This window comes from Streptomyces sp. NBC_01478 (assembly GCF_036227225.1).
Classification (GTDB): Bacteria; Actinomycetota; Actinomycetes; order Streptomycetales; family Streptomycetaceae; genus Streptomyces.
The window spans coordinates 6,551,330-6,569,028 of sequence record NZ_CP109444.1 but is presented as its reverse complement, the minus strand read 5'-3'; the positions used below and the strand labels follow the sequence as shown (position 1 = coordinate 6,569,028).

Annotated in this window: 17 protein-coding genes and 1 pseudogene; 5 read left to right on the top strand and 13 right to left on the bottom strand. The window is 72.1% G+C overall.

Annotation, left to right across the window (positions count from 1 at the left end; translation table 11 throughout):
- The first annotated feature begins 27 nt into the window (after window positions 1–27).
- Window positions 28–360 carry an SCO4225 family membrane protein gene (locus OG223_RS29735; protein ID WP_329255124.1) on the top strand — a complete coding sequence of 111 codons (333 nt, stop codon included), beginning with the start codon at window positions 28–30 and terminating at the stop codon, window positions 358–360.
- Between the two features lie 9 nt (window positions 361–369).
- Here OG223_RS29735 and OG223_RS29730 read toward each other — a convergent pair whose 3' ends face one another.
- On the bottom strand, window positions 370–759 hold the full coding sequence (locus tag OG223_RS29730; RefSeq protein ID WP_329255122.1) for a hypothetical protein: 390 nt from the start codon (window positions 757–759) through the stop codon (window positions 370–372).
- 246 nt (window positions 760–1,005) lie between these two features.
- On the opposite strand from OG223_RS29730, the gene OG223_RS29725 reads away from it, so the two are divergent.
- Window positions 1,006–3,663 (top strand): NB-ARC domain-containing protein, encoded by a 2,658-nt coding sequence (locus OG223_RS29725; protein WP_329255120.1) that lies wholly within the window; start codon window positions 1,006–1,008, stop codon window positions 3,661–3,663.
- Window positions 3,623–4,618, top strand: coding sequence for a tetratricopeptide repeat protein (locus OG223_RS29720; RefSeq protein ID WP_329255117.1), 996 nt, complete (start codon window positions 3,623–3,625; stop codon window positions 4,616–4,618). Before OG223_RS29725 ends, OG223_RS29720 begins: the two co-directional genes overlap by 41 nt.
- Here the strand turns inward: OG223_RS29720 and OG223_RS29715 are convergent.
- Window positions 4,560–4,871: a hypothetical protein gene (locus tag OG223_RS29715; RefSeq protein WP_329255114.1), complete on the bottom strand. Its 312-nt coding sequence runs from the start codon at window positions 4,869–4,871 to the stop codon at window positions 4,560–4,562. The genes OG223_RS29720 and OG223_RS29715 overlap by 59 nt on opposite strands.
- Before the next feature lie 304 nt (window positions 4,872–5,175).
- On the opposite strand from OG223_RS29715, the gene OG223_RS29710 reads away from it, so the two are divergent.
- Entirely contained in the window at window positions 5,176–5,514 is a 339-nt protein-coding gene (locus tag OG223_RS29710) for a DUF4333 domain-containing protein (RefSeq protein ID WP_329255111.1), read from the top strand.
- A 66-nt stretch (window positions 5,515–5,580) separates the two neighbouring features.
- On the opposite strand, the gene OG223_RS29705 is transcribed toward OG223_RS29710, so the two are convergent.
- The 3 genes from OG223_RS29705 to OG223_RS29695 are packed head-to-tail and all read right to left on the bottom strand — an operon-like array spanning window position 5,581 to window position 7,827.
- Window positions 5,581–6,294 (bottom strand): response regulator transcription factor, encoded by a 714-nt coding sequence (locus OG223_RS29705; RefSeq protein WP_329255108.1) that lies wholly within the window; start codon window positions 6,292–6,294, stop codon window positions 5,581–5,583.
- Window positions 6,295–6,307: 13 nt separating this feature from the next.
- The gene (locus OG223_RS29700; protein ID WP_329255105.1) at window positions 6,308–7,540 is read right to left on the bottom strand and encodes a sensor histidine kinase; all 1,233 of its coding nucleotides are present in this window, start codon (window positions 7,538–7,540) and stop codon (window positions 6,308–6,310) included.
- Complete coding sequence (locus OG223_RS29695; RefSeq protein ID WP_329255102.1) at window positions 7,519–7,827, bottom strand: hypothetical protein; 309 nt, start codon at window positions 7,825–7,827, stop codon at window positions 7,519–7,521. Before OG223_RS29695 ends, OG223_RS29700 begins: the two co-directional genes overlap by 22 nt.
- Window positions 7,828–7,832: 5 nt before the next feature.
- Here OG223_RS29695 and OG223_RS29690 point away from each other — a divergent pair.
- A pseudogene (locus tag OG223_RS29690) lies at window positions 7,833–8,165 on the top strand (cytochrome P450); the annotation flags it as partial.
- A gap of 110 nt (window positions 8,166–8,275) precedes the next feature.
- On the opposite strand, the gene OG223_RS29685 reads toward OG223_RS29690, so the two are convergent.
- From OG223_RS29685 to fxlM, 8 genes are all read right to left on the bottom strand, one after another.
- Window positions 8,276–9,091 (bottom strand): enoyl-CoA hydratase/isomerase family protein, encoded by an 816-nt coding sequence (locus OG223_RS29685; RefSeq protein ID WP_329255099.1) that lies wholly within the window; start codon window positions 9,089–9,091, stop codon window positions 8,276–8,278.
- Window positions 9,088–10,335, bottom strand: a complete 1,248-nt coding sequence (locus OG223_RS29680) for a cytochrome P450 (protein WP_329255096.1) — start codon at window positions 10,333–10,335, stop codon at window positions 9,088–9,090. The genes OG223_RS29685 and OG223_RS29680 overlap by 4 nt, the downstream gene beginning before the upstream one ends.
- Before the next feature lie 89 nt (window positions 10,336–10,424).
- On the bottom strand, window positions 10,425–11,798 hold the full coding sequence (locus tag OG223_RS29675; protein ID WP_329255093.1) for a cytochrome P450: 1,374 nt from the start codon (window positions 11,796–11,798) through the stop codon (window positions 10,425–10,427).
- A gap of 8 nt (window positions 11,799–11,806) precedes the next feature.
- Window positions 11,807–12,367, bottom strand: a complete 561-nt coding sequence (locus OG223_RS29670; protein ID WP_329255091.1) for a GTP-binding protein — start codon at window positions 12,365–12,367, stop codon at window positions 11,807–11,809.
- Between the two features lie 4 nt (window positions 12,368–12,371).
- A complete protein-coding gene (locus OG223_RS29665) occupies window positions 12,372–12,758 on the bottom strand; it encodes a DUF742 domain-containing protein (protein WP_317883846.1) in 387 nt (128 codons plus the stop codon).
- Window positions 12,751–13,578 (bottom strand): roadblock/LC7 domain-containing protein, encoded by an 828-nt coding sequence (locus tag OG223_RS29660; protein ID WP_329265541.1) that lies wholly within the window; start codon window positions 13,576–13,578, stop codon window positions 12,751–12,753. The genes OG223_RS29665 and OG223_RS29660 overlap by 8 nt, the downstream gene beginning before the upstream one ends.
- A gap of 20 nt (window positions 13,579–13,598) precedes the next feature.
- Window positions 13,599–14,696, bottom strand: a complete 1,098-nt coding sequence (locus tag OG223_RS29655) for an ATP-binding protein (RefSeq protein ID WP_329255083.1) — start codon at window positions 14,694–14,696, stop codon at window positions 13,599–13,601.
- A gap of 683 nt (window positions 14,697–15,379) precedes the next feature.
- A complete protein-coding gene (fxlM, locus tag OG223_RS29650; protein WP_329255080.1) occupies window positions 15,380–17,671 on the bottom strand; it encodes a methyltransferase, FxLD system in 2,292 nt (763 codons plus the stop codon).
- Window positions 17,672–17,699: the final 28 nt, after the last annotated feature.

Below are 17,699 nucleotides of genomic sequence, written 5' to 3'. Positions count from 1 at the left end.
CACCCGAACGTACTCAGGAGTACAGCCATGCCCAGTTCCGACGGCCACGCCGACCGCTCCCCCCTCCACCGGCTCGGCCAGAACCTCCGCAACCCCTTCGCCCTCGGCTACCTCGCGGTCTGCGTGGCCATCGTCGTCTGGACCGTCGTCGTGACCGTCATGGACGACTCGGGCGAGTCCATGGCGGGCGTCGTCCCCGTCCTGGCCACCGCACCGGCCAGCCTCGTGCTCCTCGTACTGCCGGACGGCAGAGCCATGTTCGTCGTCGCCGTCGTCCTCGGGGCGCTGGTGAACGCCTCGGTCATCGGCTGGTGCGCCCGCGCGCTGAGCCGCGGCAGCCGCCCGGATCCGACCCACTGAACTCTCGGGTCAGGCACAGCCGTAGCCGCCCGAGTGGTCGTCGGGGTCCTCGGTCGCGTAGAAGGAGGGCCCGAGGCGGGCCGCCACGATGTCGCCCGCGATGAGCGTGCTGGTGACCGTGCCGTCGTCGTTCGACGTCAGCTCCGCGTAGTAGCCGAGGGTCATCCAGTCCATCGGGCGGTGGAGGAAGAACTCGGCGGTGTCGTCCGGGTATTCGGCGCGGAGCAGGGGAAGCACCGTCTCCAGGTCGTGCTCGGCACTGCTGCCGCTGATCGCCACGGTCACCCGATCCGGTGCCGTCCGCCACACCCGCACATGCGCGTAGCCGTACCAGCCCTGGACGGACTGCCAGGACTGCTCGTCGCGAATCAGCTCGGGGTGAACGTCCTCAACTCCCATACGGGGACCTCTCCTTCGGCCGCTCGGTCGCGTACGGCCACGGTAGGGACGGCTCGGCGGCCGGAGTCCGCCGCTCGCAACCGCCCACCCCGTACGGCCAGTTCAGCGGTGGCCGGGCGGGCGGGCACCGGTTCCCGTTGCGGGCCGGACCGGGGAGGTGTCGTCGAACTAGACTCCCCTCGCAGAGCAGACAGGCAGACAGGCAGACAGGCAGGTCGGTGGTCGGTCCCGGGGGGAGAGACGCGGGTGGGCGGGCGTGAAACCGATGACGATCCCAGACTGGCGTTCGCGGCGGCCCTGACCCGGCTGCGCCGACAACTGCCGGACGTGTCGGACGAGACCCTGGCGCAGCGGGCCAGCGCGGTGACGTTGCCGTCCGGGCGGCGGGTCGCGGTGAACGCGCGCAGGCTCGGCGAGTGGCTCAACGGGCAGTCCGTGCCGCGCCGGTTCGAGGCGGTCATGGCCTTGGTGCAGACCGTGGAGAAGGCGGCGGGAAGCCGGCCGGGCGGCGGGCCGGGCGGGCAGCTCGGTGTGGCGCAGTGGCAGCGGTTGTGGCGGGCGGCCCACGAGTACCGGAGTGTGCCCGCCCCGGGTCCTGGACAGCGGGTGCCGGTGGAGGTCCGGGCGCGGATCGTGGTCGGCCGGCCGCCGGGGGACGCCGCCGCGCTGCGCACCCGGGAGGAGCTGGCCGCGAGCATCGACGCGGGTCTGCTGGATCCTTCCGTACGGCAGGTCCTGCTCACGGGGGCGGGCGGGGTCGGCAAGTCGCAGTTGGCCGCGGCGGCGTTCCACCGGGCCGAGCAGCGGGCCGAGGTCCTGCTCTGGGTGTCCGCGGGCGACCGGGTGTCGGTGCTGAGCGGTTACGCCCGTGCGTGGCGGGCGGTGTCGGGGGCGAGCGTCACGGGTGCCGGGCACGTCTCCGGCGGGGACGACGAGACCCAGGCCGATCTGTTCCTCGCCTGGTTGCGGTCGACTGCCGTTCCCTGGCTGGTGGTTCTGGACGACATCGACGACCCCGCCGAGCTGGCCGGGCTACGGCCCGCCGGTGACGCCGGCCGGACCGTCCTGGTGACCCGTCGAAGAGACGCGGCACTGCTGCGGCCCGGGGTGCGGGTGATACCCGTAGGGGTGTTCACCCCGGACGAGGCCACGGCGTACCTGACCGACCGGCTCCGGCTGGACCCGGGTGATTCGGGTAATTCTGGTTACTCTGGCGATTCGGGTGATCTTCGCCATCTGGGAGATCCGGGCTCGGCCGCACCCCGCCACGACGACCTGGCGACCCTCGCCGCGCTGCTGGGCCACTTCCCGCTCGCGCTCTCCCAGGCCGCCGCCTTCCTCATCGACACCGGCATGGACCTGCCGACGTATCTGACCCTGCTGGCCGACCGGAGGGAGAGCGTCGCCGGGCTCCTCCCGCCCTCCTCCCCCGCGGACGAACACGGCGCGACGGTGACGGACACCCTCCAACTCGCCCTGGGCCGGGCGGAGTCGCTCGCGCCGCCCGGCACGGCCCGCGCGATGCTCGAACTGATCTCGATGTTCGCGCCGGACGGCATTCCCGACGCGGTACTGCTCGGTCCGGCGGCGCGCGCGTGGCTCGGCGGCGGCGGCTCCGATCCAGACCTCGTGCCGGAACGGGGCACCCTGCTGGCACTCCGGGCGCTGCACCGCCTGAGCCTGGTCACCCACCACGGCCCCGCCCCCGCCGACGGCGCCCTGTCCGTCGTAGAGGTGCACGCCCTGGTCCAGCGGGCGATCCGCGACGGCATACCGCCCGACCACCGCGAACGTCTCACCACGGCCGCGGCCGACGCACTGGAGGAGGCCTGGTCCACCCCGGGCTGCGCCCCCGAGACGGAGAGCGCCCTCTACCGCAGCGCGGAAACACTCCTGACCCACGCGGACGGCCACCTGTGGCACACCGCCCAGCCACCTCACCGCGCCGAGCCGCAACACCCGCTTGAGCCACGGCCGTTGGCCGACGCACAGCCCCTGCCTGGCCCACGGCCCTCGTCCGGCCCGCGCCCCCTGCCCGGCCCGCGGCCCTCGTCCGACCCGCAGCCCCTGCCCGACCCATGCACTCTGGCCGACTCGCACCCCTTCCCCGGCCAACACCCCCCGCCCGGTTCCCGAACCACAACCGGGCCACAGACTCTGCCCGGCTCGCGCACCCCGGCCGGCGACCAACCCACCCCGGCCGCGCAGCCAACGCCCGACCAGCAACCCCCTCCCGACCCATGCACTCTGGCCGACTCGCACCCCTTGCCCGGCCAACACCCCTCACCCGATTCCCGAACCACAACCGAACCGCAAACCCCGCCCGGCCCGCGCACCCCGACCCGCGACCAACCCACCCCGACCACGCAGCCAACACCCAACCAGCAACCCCCTCCCGACCCATGCACTCTGGCCGACTCGCACCCCTTGCCCGGCCAACACCCCTCACCCGATTCCCGAACCACAACCGAACCGCAAACCCCGCCCGGCCCGCGCACCCCGACCCGCGACCAACCCACCCCGACCACGCAGCCAACGCCCAACCAGCAACCCCCGCACCACCCGGCCGACCCACACCCCTTGCCCGGCGGGCAGCCCCTCCCCGACTCATACCCGCCGACCAGCCCACATCGGCCGACCGGCCAGCCCCCAAGCCATGTCCCGCGCCCCGCCGAGCCCGCACCCCCCGGCCGACCCGCCCCTCTCCCCAATCCCGCGCCGCCCACCCGCCCCCGGTCTCCACCCCCTGTTCCGTCGGTTCGGGCCGTATCTGGCCGGGTTGGGGCGGCCCGCCGCGGCGCGGGACATGGCTTGGGGGCTGGCCGAGGCGGCTCGACGGCGGCTGGGCGACGATCATCGGGACGTGCTGACGCTGCGGGCGCAGGCGGCCCAGGCCGGCGGTGATCTGGGGGATCCGGCGGCGGCCCTTCGGTCGCTCGCGGAGCTACGGCGGGCGGCGGAGGGGAGCCTCGGCCGGGCCGACCCGGACACGGTGTCCATCCGGCTGCACGAGGCACGGTTTCGTATGGAGTCGGGTCTCATCGACGCCGCGCTCGCCGACTTCGTCGTCCTGGCCGCCGAGGCGCGGGCGGCACTCGGCCCCGGCGACCCGGTCGTGGCCCTTGCCGACAATCACGTCGCGCTGTGCCGCGGGCTCTCCGGGGACGCACGGGGCGCGCACGAGGGGTACGCCGCGCTCGTCAGGGAGTTGGAGCGGGATCTCGGGCCCCGGCACCCGACGACGTTGAAGGCGCTCACCGACCTCAGCCGGTGGATCGGCGAGACGGGGGACGTGGAGCTGGCCGTGACCACGTACCGGCAGGCGGTGGAGGGGCTGGTCGCGGTGCTCGGCCGGCTGCACCCCGAGACCCTCGTCGCCCGGCACAACCTCGCCTACTGGCACGGAAACGCCGGCCAACTCGACGCGGCGATCGAGCAGTTCGTCACCGCGGCCGACGACGCCGAACGCGCGCTCGGCGCCGAACACCCCACCACCCTGACCTACCGCGTCAACCTCGCGTTCTGGCGCGGCGTCGCCGGGGACACCGCCGCCGCACTGTCCCAACTGGAGGAATTCCAGCGGACCTTGGAACAGGTACTGGGCGCCGACCACCCCCGCACCCTGCGCATCCGCCAGCAGCGGGCCGAACTCCTGCACCGCCACGGCGATCACACCACCGCGGCGGCCCAACTCACCGCACTGCTGGCCGACATGGTCCGCGTCCAGGGCGCCAACCATCCCCGCACCCAGGAGGCCGACCACCTGCTGGCCCGCTGGTCCCGGCCGGGGTCACCGGAGCTCAGCGCGACGGTGAAGGAGTCACGGGCCGAGGACCGTTCTTCCGACGACCGTTCCTGACCACCACAACCCCGACCACGGCCACCACCGTCCCCCCGATCGCCACCTGGATGTTGAGCCGCTCACGGTCCTCGACGCTCGCCAGGTCCTCGCGCGCCAGCACCTCGTCCTCTCCGGAGAGCTGAAGGTCGTAGAGGCGGTGTTCGGCGAGCCGCCGATCGTCCTTGTCCGCGTACGTCAGCAGACTCAGCAGGGCAAACGCGACGCCCACCACGATCATGAGTACGCCCACCACAGACCTGGTCCCGCGCATGATGCCTCCCTGCCGCCACCGACGTTCCCGAGACTCCCGAAGGTAGGACCGGATCCCATCCGCCGCCCCGCCGGCACCCGCATCGCCCCAGCTCGGAAGCGACATCGCACGTCCCCGCTCCGGCCCGGTACGGGAGACATAGGGTCGCCCGCGTGACACGAACGCCGAACGGCCCTCGTCCTTACGGCCGATGCCGGCGCTCCCAACCGGCCGTTGTACCGAGGCGGCGGGCGCGGGCGCGACGGCAGGCTCTGAGGACAGCGGCCGGCGGGGACCGGCCGCACCGCGAACCGAGGAGCTCAGCATGAAGCGCATCGTCATCGCCCTGGCCGTGGCCGCCGTCCTGGCCGCCGGTGTCGTGGTGGCCTGGAACGTGTTCGACAACTCGTCGGTCGCCACCGCGAGCGGCGCCGACCACACGGTGCCGCGCGCCGAGGTCGAGAAGCAGGCCAAGGAGAACTACGCCATCCCCTTCTTCCAGGACGGCCCGCAGTCCGTGAGCTGCCCCGGCGGGCTGCGCGCGAAGATGGACTACACCGTGGAGTGCACCGCCGTCTTCAAGGGCCGGACCAAGAAGATGCTGATCTCCGTCACCGGGGTGCACGGCGACCGGGTGAGCTTCGACTACGGCCTGACGAAGTAGAAGTGGGTGGGAGGAAGTAGGCGGGAGGGCGAGGGCCTTCCCGTGCGACGAGGGCGACGAAGGCGGTCAGCGGCCGCCGACCACTCCGGACCGCCACGCCCACGCGGCGATCTCCACCCGGTTCCGCAGCTTCAACTTGCCCTGGACGCTGGCCATATGCGTCTTGACGGTGGAGAGCGACACGAACAGCTCGGCGCTGATCTCCTGGTTGGTCCGTCCTTCGGCGACCAGCCGGACCACGTCAAGTTCCCTGCCGGTCAGGGGACTTGAGGACGTCCCGGCCCGCCGGGCGGCGTCCGCCGCGGGCCGCTGCTCGCCGATCCGCTCCAGCAGCCGTACGGTCACGGCGGGCGACACCAGCGCGTCACCGCGCGAGGCCGCGCGTACGGCCTCCACCAGCAGACCGGGGCCCGCGTCCTTCAGCAGGAACCCGCAGGCGCCGCCGTGCAACGCGCCGTAGACGTAGTCGTCCTGGTCGAAGGTGGTCACGACCACCACGCGCAGCGGGTCGACGGCCTTCGGCCCCGCGAGCAGCCGGGTCACCTCGAGGCCGTCGAGTTTCGGCATCCGGATGTCGACGAGGCACACGTCCGGCCGCAGCTTCCGGGCCAGCTCCACGCACTCCGCGCCGTCCGCCGCCTCGCCCACCACCTCGATGTCGGGCTGGAGTTGGAGGATCAGCCGGAATCCGGTGCGCACCATGTCCTGGTCGTCGGCGATCAGGACCCGGATGCGTTTTCCCGAACCACTCCCGCCGGCACCGGCGTTGGCATCGGTCATGCGGGCGATCCTGTCACAGCCCGGACGACGAGAACTCCGCCGTCGCCCCGCGCAACGGAAACTCCGCCGTCAGCCGCCATCCCCCGTCCTCCGCCCGGCTCGCGTGCAGCGTGCCCCCGACGGCCTCGGTGCGTTCGGCGAGCCCGACGAGGCCCAACCCGCCCCGCCCGCCGAGGGGTTCGGCGTTCGGCGCGGTCCGCCGCGCGGGCGGCGCGTTGTGCACCTCGACGCGCAGCCGCCGGGCATCGCCGTCCCCCTCGCCCGACAGCCCGACCCGCACGGACACGGACGGCGATCCGGACGCGTGCCGGCGTACGTTCGTCAGTCCCTCCCGCACCACGTTCCGCACGGACGTCTCCACCTCGGGATCGGGGCGCGCCTGCCGTACCCCGTCCGCGACCTGGAGGGTGGCGGGGGCGTCGCGTTCGGCGAACGCCGCGACCAGTTCGCCCAGTTCGGCGAAGAGGTCCCCCGGCCGCACCGCCCGCGCGTCGTCCTCGCGCAGCACCCGCACCAACTTCCTCATGGACTGGAGGGTTTCGGACCCGGCCCGCTCGATGTGCCCGAGCAGCACGTCCACTTGCTCCGGCGCGCTCTCCCGGATCACCCGCGCGGCCTGCGCCTGTACGACGATGCCGGTGACGTGGTGCGCGACGAAGTCGTGCAGTTCCCGGGCGAGTTCGAGCCGCTCGCTCTGCCGGACCTCGGCGACCGCGCGCTTTCTGCGGTCGTCGAGGCTGCGCAGGTGGCAGCCGAGGGCGACGGCCCCGCCCGTAGGGAAGGTGAGGAGGAAGGAGTAGCCGACTCCGCCCCCTTCCAGGCGCATCGGTGCCGCGATCACGGCGACGGCGAGTGCGGCACCCAGCGCGGCGGCCGGCCAGGGAGGCGTCACGTCCTGCGTCGTCCGCACCAGCAGGAGCAGCAGGCAGAGCGTCTCCAGCAGTCCCCAGCCGGCGAAGGCCGGCGGCACGGACGAGAGAAGGCTCAGCGTGACCGCCCAGGAGACGAGCACCGCGGCACCCGCGGCCCGGGCGAGCACCCGCGGCCCGCCGGGCGACAGCAACGCCGCGGCGGCCACGACCCCGGGGGCCAACCGCCACCACACCCCGTTCCCCTCAAGCCCGGCGACGGTCGCGGCACCGGCGACATCGAGCACCCACAACAGCGCCATGACCACCGCCAGTGCGGTCACGGCGGTACGTCGGGACAGTTGAGAGAGGGGCGTCAGATCGTCTGTGTCTCGCACAACTCGCAGCGTAGGGGCGGCCCTTGCCGTGCGGCCTCGGCCGAAAGGACGACGCGACGGAGCCGCACCGGGCGACCCGTCAGGCGCCGAGGCTCAGGCCGCCGTCGACGTCGCAGTCCGGGGACGGCCCGGCGGATCGCCTCCTCGGGGCCGACGAGCACCACCTGGTGGGGTGCGTTGAGCGCGGCGAGGTGCAGACCGGGCGCGCCGAGCAGTCGTAACGTCTCCTGGATCCTGTCGCTGTCGATCCCGCTGACGGCGACCATTCCGCCCGGGGTGGCGTCCATCCACCCGGGGCGACCTGGTCTTCGTGGGGGTCGCCCCGGCCAACCACGACCCCCGCCGCTTCCCCGACCCCGACCGACTGGACGTCGCCCGCCGGGACAACCCCCACCTGGCCTTCGGCCACGGCCCCCACTACTGCCTGGGCGCCCCCCTGGCCAGGCTCGAACTCCAGGTGGTCCTCGCCACACTTCTGCGCCGGCATCCACACCTGGAACTGGCCTGCCACCCCGCCGAGGTGCCCTGGCGCCCGCTCGGCCCTGCGCGACCCGGCCCGGCAGCGGAGACCGGCGCCTCCACGCCGTATCCGGCAAAAGCAAAAGCCCCAGGTCACGGCGAGTGAGTCCTGAGGCTTCCACAGAGTGCGGCCGACCATTGCGGGGCTACCGACCCGCACCGTAATTCAGCGCAGAGGTTCTGGTCGGACCTCGGAGCTGTCGCACGGGGTGCCGGTCAGCGGGGTTGAGCGAGTTGGGCGGCGAGGAGGTGGGAGTCGAGCAGGGCGGTGTCGGTGGTGCGGGCGGCTTTCGCGTAGCCGGCGAGCATGTGTTTGGTCAGGACGAGCGCCTCCGGGGAGCGCCGGGAGAGGGGTCTGGTCCAGGCGGCGATGGTGTCGTCCAACCGGTCGAGGGGGGCGACCTTGTGGAGAAGTCCGAGGCGGTGGGCGGCGGGGGCGTCGAACTCGTCGCAGGTGAGCATGAGTTCACGTACCCGGGCGGCACCGGCCTCCGCGATCAGGCGCCCCATCGCGCCTCCCCAGGTGGGTGCCATTCCTAGGCCGATCTCCGGCATGCGGAAACGGCAGGTGTCCGCGCCCGCGCGCAGATCGCAGTAGGCGGCGAGCGCGAGGCCGGCGCCGACGACCTTGCCGTGGAGCCGGGCGATGGTGACGGCGTGGGTGTTCTCCAGTGCCTGGCACAGGCGGTGGGCCTTGTCCGCGATGCGCCGCAGCGTGGCCCCGGTCGGATCGACGGCCAGGGTCTCCTGGAACTCCCGGCGGTCCCCTCCCAGAGAGAAGTCCTCGCCCAGGGAGGAGAGCACCAGGATGCGGATGTCGGGCTGTTCGTGGAGGCCGTCGAGGACGGCGACGAGTTCGTCCAGGACCGCGGAGCTCAGGACGTCGTCGTCCTGAGCGGACGGGTTGAGCCGTACATGGAGGACGGACCCGGTCCGGGTGAGGCCCACGGCGGCGGGAGGTTCGGTCTCCGCATGGTCCACGGGCTCCCGGACGGGGGCCGGTGCGGCGCTGGGGGTTATTGGCGGGTTCATGTCAGGGAAACGTCCAGGTTCAGGAGTCGCCTGAACGCCACCCGGGGTGCCATCGCGGGGCGGCGGACCAGGGCGAGTCTCGGCAGGCGGGCGATCATGCGGCGGAGCAGGGTCTGCGCCTCCAGCCGGGCCAGGGGTGCGCCCAGGCAGTAGTGGATGCCTCCGCTGAAGGCCAGGTGGGTCGCCTTGCGCCGGGGGGTGAAGGAGTCGGGGTCGGTGAACCGCGCGGGGTCGCGTTGGGCGGCGCCCACCATGAGGTGGGCCATCTCCCCGGCTCGGACCTCGGCGCCTTCCAGGAGGCAGTCCTCGGCGGCGACCCGGCTGATGACGTGGGTGGGAGGGTCGTAGCGAAGGGTCTCCTCCACGAACGCGGGGACCAGGTCCGGGTGTTCGGCGAGCAGGGTCCAGCGGCCGGGGTCCTCGACCAGCAGGAGGGTCATCGTCGACAGCAGCGTCGCGGTCGTCTCCAGAGCGGCCAGCAGGACGAACAGGGCGAGGAAGTAGACGGCTTCGTCGGCCTTGTCCTGGTCCGGTTCGAGCTCGTCCCAGGTGCGTATCCACCCGGAGACGGGATCGTCCCCGAGATGTCCGCGCCGCTCGCGTACCAGGGCGAGGAAGTAGGCGCGCAGTTCCACCATGGCGGCGTCGGAACGGGCCAGTTGGCTGGCGTTCGGGAGAAGTTCCTGGGTGAAGACCTGGTCGTGGGTCAGTTCGCGCAGCCGGGGCCAGTCCGCGCTGGGCAGCCCGAGCCAGTCGCCGATGGTGGCGACCGGGAGTTCGTCGCTCACCAGGGCCGTGAAGTCGGCCTCTCCCGCGTGCAGGCGCTCGTGCAGAGTGTCGAGCAGCCGGTCGACGACCTGGCTCACCCGGCGGCCGATCTGTTCGATGGAGGTGCGGTCGAAGGTGCCGGCCGACCGGCGCACACGGGTGTGCTCCGGAGGGTTCAGGGCCGGCATGGTCCGGCTGATCTCCCGTGAGGAGGGAGCGCTCCAGCGGGTCCTCTCGCCCTGCCGGGCCCGCCAGTCGGTGTCCGGTTCGAGCCAGAGGCCGTTGCGCAGTACCTGGTCGCAGATGCCGTAGCCGGTCACCAGGTGACCGCCCCAGGGCGCGGGGCTGACCGCGCCGCGCGCCCTGAGTTCTGCGTAGATGGGGAAGGGATCGGCCTGTCCGTCAGCCGTCCGGAGACGGGAGAACAGGGAGATGGTGGCCCGACGGTCCGTGGACGGAGTCGTGACGCTTCCCACGATGGTGGCTCCTCTCTGCCAGCCGCCATCCGTACCCGTGGGATGTTTGAATCATCCAATAACACAGTGCTTTCGTAGGGTTACTTACGTCACTCGCCATTCACCCAGGCCCGGAAGCGGCTGAACATCCCGCCCTTGGGGCGCGGAGCGGCGTGCGACGGCCGGCTGAACGCGGCCGGCTGCGGTACGGCGGCGGCCGACTGGGCGAGCTGGGCGGGCGACGGCCGCGGCCGGGCCTTGGCCGCGGACGGCACGGTACGGGGGGTGTACCGGATGGGCACGGTCACCAACTGGCGGCTCCACGGCGCCGGCACCCAGGAGAGTTCCTTGAAGGGGACGCGCATCTCGACGTCGGGGAGCCGGTTGAGCAGGGACTCGACGGCCGTGGCCGCGATCATGAACGCCGGGTCCTTGGCCGGGCACGCGTGCGGGCCCGCGCCGAAGGCCAGATGGGCCTTGGAGCTGAGCTGTTCGCGGTGCACGGTGAGCTTGGGGTCGGTGTTGGCGGCCGCGAAGGAGATCAGGACCGGGTCGCCCGCGTGGAGCGTCCGGTCGCCCAACTCGACGTCCTGCGTGGGGTAGTGGGCCGCGTAGTTGGCGATCGGCGCGTAGTTCCACAGCGTCTTCACGACCGCGTCCTCGACCGGCAGGCCGCTCGGCCAGTCGTCGCTGAGGTACAGCGCGGCGCTGGTGCCGATCGAGGCCGACAGGGGCGCGGTTCCGCCGGAGAGCAGGGTCACGAGCTGGTGCAGCACCTCCTCGTCGGTCAGCCGGGAGGAGTGCACCATCAGTTGGGTGGTGAGGTCCTCGCCGGGCTGCCGGCGCTTGAGGGCGATCAGTTCGGCGAGCGCGCCGCCCAGGGTCTCGTCGGCACCCGGGGTGCCCTGGAAGATGCCGGTGATCCCGGCGATCACACGGTCGCCGAGCTCGGGCGGGCAGCCGAACAGCTCACCGAAGACCAGCAGGGGCAGCGGCTGGGCGTAGGCGGACATCAGCTCCGCCTGGCCGAGGGCCTCGGAGCTGAACTGGCTGATCAGGTAGTCGGCCGACTGCTGCGTCAGCCGGACGATCCGGCCCTGGTCGACGGTGGCGAGACTGTCCGTGACCGCCTGCCGCAGCCGGGCGTGCGCCGCGCCGTCGCTGAACAGGGCGTTGGGCCGGTAGCCCATCATGGGCAGGGCCGGGCTGTCCGCGGGTATCTCCCCGTGGTTCAGGGCGTTCCAGCGGCGCGAGTCCCGCACGAACAGGGTCGGGTTCTGCAGGATGTACAGACTCGCGTCGTAACTGGTGACCAGCTCGACCTCGACGTCCGGCGCGATGTCGACCGGGGCGCTGGGCCCCAGCGTGCGCAGCCGGGCGTACATGCTCTCGGGGTCGGAGCCGAAGTCGGACCCGTACAGCGGGACGTTGCCGTGCGCGGGGCGACCGGCCGGTGCCCCGGACGTGTCGAAGGGCTGTTGCATGCTGGCTCCTAGCCGAGTGAGGACAAGAGGTGCTTCACGAGCGTGATGAGTGCCTGCATCGAGGAGTCCTGGTCACGGACGTCGCAGTGGATGACCGGGGTGTCATCGGAGATGTTGAGCGCCTCGCACACTTCCGACAGCGGGAACTCGTGCTTCCCCTCGAACGTGTTGACGCCGATGACGTAGGGCAGACCGAACGCCTCGACCAGGTCGAGGACGGGGAACGTCTCCTCCAGCCGCTCGGGGTCCGCCAGGACCAGCGCCCCCAGCGCTCCCCGGGACAGCCCCTCCCACATCTGCTTGAACCGTTCCTGCCCGGGGGTTCCGAAGATGTAGAGGACCAGGTCCTCGCCGAGGGTGAGCCGCCCGAAGTCCATCGCCACGGTCGTGGTCGTCTTGTCCGGGGTCTCGGAGAGGTCGTCGAGCCCCTCGCTGGCTTCGGTGATCTCCTCCTCGGTCTGCAGCGGCTCTATCTCGGAGACACTTCCGATGTACGTGGTCTTCCCGACCGCGAAGTGGCCCACGACCAGGATCTTCACGGAGCGGGAGACGTCGGGATCCAGATACACGGGACTACGCTCCGGTTCGAATTCGCATCAGGCCGTCGAGCACGGCGGTCAGCAGGACGGGATCATGGCGTTCGGCATGGGGCACCGGATTGCGCACATGGATCAGGCCGTCCTCGGCCATCTGCGCCAGCAGAATGCGGACGATGCCCAGGGGCAGCCGGGTGTGGGCCGCGACCTCGGCGACCGAGAGGAAGCCGTCCGCGATCAGATCCATGACCGTACGGGCTTCCGGGGACAGCGTCCGGGCCGCCGCCACGGCACCGTCCTGGGCCGTGATGATCGTGGTGTGCTCGTACTCGCTCTCCCGTGGCAGCGCGCGACCCTGCGCGATGACGAAGAGTGGGACTAATGGGGCCGTCAGCTCCAGCTCGCCGTCCAGTTCGTCACTCATCGCCCGTCCTTCCTCCCCGCGGGGCCGACCCGGCGGTCAGCGCCGGCATCGTGTCTCCCAGACGTACGGTGAACTCCTCGATGTCACAGCCGTGTTCGGCGGCCGCCGCGAGGAACGCTCCCTCGCCGGCCGCGATCAGGAACACCCAGCCGTGCTCGAACTCGATGACCGTCTGCAGCCATTCGTCGTCCTGCTGCCCGCCCGCGAAGGGCGCGGTCGCCCGGCTGTAGGCGTGGATGCCGGTCATGGCCGCCGAGATCGTGTCCGCGAGATTCCTGCCGATCCCCGAACTCGCCCCGCGCGGCAGACCGTCCGCGCCCAGCAGCAGCGCGTGCAGGGCGCCCGGCACCGACGCCACCGCCTTGTCCAGCTCCGCGAGCAGGAAGACCCCGCCGCCCCCGCCGTCCAGCGGTGCCCCGGCACCGTCTCCGGGGTGGGCCACCTCGCTTCCGGCCACCCGCGCCGGGACCGTGAGGTTGTTGCCCAGCCGGGAGACCAGCCGGTTCATCCGGAACGAGAGCTGCTCCATGTCGACGTCGGGCTCCGCGGCGGCGGCCAGGTAGGCACCCTGACCGGCCCCGATCAGGAACACCCAGCCGTGCTGGAACTCGATGACCGTCTGGATCCAGTTCCGGCTCGGGGCCAGTCCTGCGAAGTGGGCGGTGGCCCGGCTGAGCGACTGCATCCCCGCCATGGCCGCGGAGATGGTCCGCACGTCCTGGCCGGTCAGGTCGTCCGTGGACCCGCGCGGCACGCCGTCCGCGGACAGCACCACGGCGTGCCGTGCTCTCGGCACGTTGTCCACGATGTCCTGGACCATCCAGGACAGGTCTGCTGTACTCATGCGTTTTCGGACCCTCCGGGCGTCGGAATGTCGAAGGAGGCCGTGTCGCGCGCGGACTGCGTACCGCGCTGCAGGGCCGCCAGGCTGCCGGTGCCGCGCCGGGCACTGCGCCGGGGCGGCTGCTCCCCGCCGGTGGGGACGCCGGTGGGCGACATACGGGAGCCACGCTTCGGCAGACCGCCCGCCGTACGCGCCGACCGTCCGGTCTCCATCGGCCGGATGGTGCTCACGGGCGCCTCGGTGGCCGGCGGCAGGGTCTCCTCCATGGTCCACAGCTCCTCGGGCAGGAGTACGACGGCCCGTACGCCGCCGTACCGGGAGACACCGGTGACATCCACCGTGAAGCCGTGCTGACGGGCGATCAGACCGATGACGGGGAAACCGAACTTCGGCTGGGTGCCCAACTGGGACAGCCGGGGCAGGCCCTCGCCGGACAGCAGCGCGCTCGCCCGCTGCCGGTCCTCGTCGCCCATGCCGACGCCGGCGTCGTCGATGACGATGCACAGGTTCTTCTGGGCCTGGCGGAAGGTGACCTCGATCGGGGCGTCCGCCTGGGAGAAGCTGGCGGCGTTGTCGAGGAGTTCGGCCACGGCCAGGGCGACCGGGGCGACGGCGGAGGCCTTCAGCGCGATGCCGCTGGGCTGCATGATCTCGACCCGCTGGAAGTTGCGGATCTGGCTCTGCGCGCTGCGGACGACGTCGTAGACGCTGGCGGGCTGGTTGCGGCGGCCCAGCGGCGCGCCGCACATGACGGCGATGCCCTGCGCCTTGCGGGCCATCTGGGCGTTGGCGTGGGTGATGTCCATGAGGTCGGAGAGGACCGCGTGACCGCCGTACTCGCGCTGGACCCCGTCCAGCAGCGTGGTCTGCTCGGCCGCGAGGCTCTGCAGGAAGCGGGCGGCGCCCTTGAGGACCGACTTGGTGTTCTCCTCTGCGGCCTGCTCCGCCTCGCGGATGACCCCGTCCTGCTCGTCCCGCAGCGCGGTCAAGGCGGCCTGGGCGCGGTCGAGTTCACCCTGCGCATACCGCAGCCGCGCCTCCAGCGCGGCCTCGGACTCCTTCTTCCTCCTCCCCAGGGCTCTGCTGCGGAGCATGAGCGCCACGACTGCGGCTACGGCTGTCACCGCTATCGCAACCAGGCACCAAAGAAGCACGTCTTGAGTCATGGAAACCTTTCCCGGCGCGTGGCACGCAGGCGTCATCGGGGGTACGCCTTGCAAGGATCCGCAACCCGTCCAGGGGACTGCATGACTGATCTACGCGGGGAGATGACCGCGTTCAGACTCGAGGCCTGAACAAAAGTGGATCAAGGTCGCAGACGGCGGAATGCTATCACCGTCAACCGTGGTATCAGAGGTCGCTCCATCGGGTTAACACGGAGTCAACATGTCTGCCCCGTAAGGGGTGTTGACCGCACCGAGACACCGAGCCGCCGAGGCCCCCGGCACCGAGAGGTGCCGGCCTCGCCGATTCGGTTGGGTTGACGAGATGTCGGTGATCGTCAACCGTCGTGTGAGCGGCGTATTTTCACTGCTCGGGCATGCCGGTGTTCCGGCGCCGCGGTGGCTGAGGCGTCGATCGACCAGCCCCGGATCGGGGCCGTGGCCGACAAGGAGGCCCAGGCCGAGTTCGGTGCGGACCCGGCGGGCGGCGGTGTGGATGCCCGCGACGGCCTCAGTCAGTCAGGCGTGCGGTCGGTTGTCGGGACCGTCGCGCCGTACCGCGTTTCTTGAGCCGGTCGCTCCCGGATCGGAACTGGGCGCGTGATGCGGCCCGGTCAGGGCGTCTCGGTCCCCCAGGTGAACACCAGGCGGCTGTTCGGCTTGTCCAGCACGTGGCCCGTGGGCAGGTCCCGGTCGGGGGTGCCCGTGGGGAAGACGGCCAGCTCGGGGTAGCCGCGGGGACGTACGTGCCGGTCCCACGAGCGCACCGCGGCGGCGAGGCGCTCGGCGAGGCGGGCGCCGTCGGGGCCGTAGGCGTGGGCGATGAACTCCGACCGTCCCCGCTCGGAGGTGCCGGGGTCGGTGACCGGGACGTGGGTGAGGTGGGCGAGGGAGCCGGCGCCGAGCACGGTGGGTGCGTTTGCCCCGCGGGGCACGGCGACGGTCCGGGTGTCCCGGGTGCGGTCGAGCGCGAGGCGGCAGAAGCCGGGCAGGGTGGTGGCGAGGTAGAGCTGGAGGGTTTCGAAGGATTCCATGGGCGCGACGGTCACGCCGGTGGGCAGTTCCTGCCGTGGCCCGCACAGGGCGTCCTCGATGCCGGACACGTCGGCCGGTTCGCCGTCCTCGAAGCGGAGTCGCAGCTCGCCGCCGCGCAGATCGGCGACCGGGGTGGTGCGGGAACCGTCGCCGAGGTCCCGTACGAAACCGCAGAACGTGAAACCGCGGGCATGCAGCACGTCGCCGTGCTTCTGGAGGGTGATGGCGCGGGTATAGCCGTGGATCTCCAACGGCAGTACCAGGTACCGGCCTTCGGAGAGCTGCTCGCGCCAGGCCGGAGCGATGTCCCAGCAGTTGTGGGTGACGACGCAGCCGTCGAAACCGGCGCCCGGCACGTGCCCGGGTGCGCCGAGGCGTCCGTCGCCCGGCAGCACGGTGACCCGACCGCTGCCGGCCTCGGCCGTGAACCGGCGGGCGCGCGCGACGACGTACGGGTCGATGTCGACGCTCACCACCCGGCCCGCCGGTCCGACGACGTGGGCGAGGAGTTCGGCGTTGTAGCCACCGGACCCCACCTCGCACACGGCCGTACCGGGCCGCAGACGGAGGCTTTCGATCATGTCGGCCTGGAGCCAGGCGGCGGACACCGAGCTGGTCGCCTGCCCCTCGTCGTCGCGGCGCGTGATGACGGCCAGGTCGTCGTCGTACGCCGTGGCCAACGGGCTTTCGGGCGTGAACCGGTGCCGGGGCACCGCCCGCAGGGCCTCCTGGACCGCTTCCGAGGGCGCCCATCCGCCGGCGAGGACCCGCGCGGTCATGTCGTGCCGCAGCCGCACCGCCTGGGCCGGCTCGCCGTCCACGCGCGGGTGGGCGATCGCGTGCGGGTAGGCGCGCACGGGCGGCAGACCGGGGAGGACTCCGGGCCAGACGGCATCCAGCGCCTGCGCCGACGGGGCGAAGATCCGGTCGAGGTGGGCCAGGGTGTGCGGGGGATGCCACTCCCACCGTACGAACGTGTCGGGCTCTCGGCAGGCGAGCGTGCCGGAGTGGGCGGTGACGCGGACCGCGGCGGTCAGGCGGGAGATGCCGTGGTTGTCGTCCCAGAGCATGCTCAGCAGATGCGCGTCGGCCGGGTCGGCGACCAGGCCGGTCTCCTCGGCCAGTTCACGCACCGCCGTCTGCTCGAACGGCTCGGACCCCTCGGTACGCCCGCCCGGCAGTTCCCACATGTCGCCGGTGGAACGGCCCAACAGGACCCGGCCATGGGCGTCGGTCACGACCGCGCAGGCGCCGGTCACCGCGTGCGCGGCGGGCTTGTCCTTTTCCGCCACCGCGATCTTGTCGAGGCGCGGGCCGCGCAGGATCACCAGGGCGAGCCCGTCCGCGTCGAAGCGCCGGACCTGTTCCCATCCGGCACTCAGCAGACCGATCTCGTCCTCGTCCAGGGCGATGTCCCGGTTCTCGGCCGGGGTGTTCGCCGCGAGCGGGGTGATCACGACGATCGCGCCGTTCTCGCGCAGCCGGAGCCCGAGGTCGTGCATGACCCGGGTGCGGTCGCCCAGGAACGCGTACGCGAGCCGGAGGGTGATCAGGTCGTACGTGTTCTCGTCCAGAAGCGCGAGGTCGTCCCGCTCGACGTCGAGCCGCAGCCGGCGCACACCGGTCGGCTGGGTGGCGCGGGCACCTTCGAGGGCACTGTGGGACCGGTCCACGGCGTCGACCGTGTAGCCGGCCGACGCCAGGTGGAGGGCCAACTCCCCCAGGCCGCAGCCGACTTCGAGGGCCCGGCCGCCTGCATCGGGAGCCGGTACATGCTCGGCCAGCAACGCCCGTTCCGCGTCCCCCAGGGGCCGGGAGCGTCGCGCCCGCGAGTAGGGGGCGTTCCCTTCGCGCGGCTGTAGGTATCCCAACGGGGCTGCTCCTTCTCGCCGTTCGGGC